Raw genomic sequence first — 233 nt, 5'->3', positions numbered from 1 at the left:
GGGATATTTATCCGCGGCAATTAGTACTGGATTTATTATAGGGCCTGGAATTGGCGGATTTATTGCAGAGTATGGTATACGTGTACCTTTTTTCGTTGCAGCAGCAATTGCCTTTATAGCATGTGTAATTTCGATCTTTATTTTAAAAGAGCCGTTAACGAAGGAAGAGCTTGCAGAGATTTCTGCTAATACGAAAGAATCCAGTTTTATTGGTGATTTAAAGAAATCATTAC

Annotated in this window: 1 protein-coding gene; it reads left to right on the top strand. The window is 36.9% G+C overall.

Annotated features, from left to right (window positions below; all coding sequences use genetic code 11):
• On the top strand, window positions 1-233 hold a 233-nt coding region (locus SB775_RS34125; protein ID WP_410865724.1), incomplete at both ends, for an MFS transporter.

The organism is Peribacillus sp. SIMBA_075 (assembly GCF_046534585.1).
This window is presented reverse-complemented; position numbering and strand designations above follow the sequence as displayed.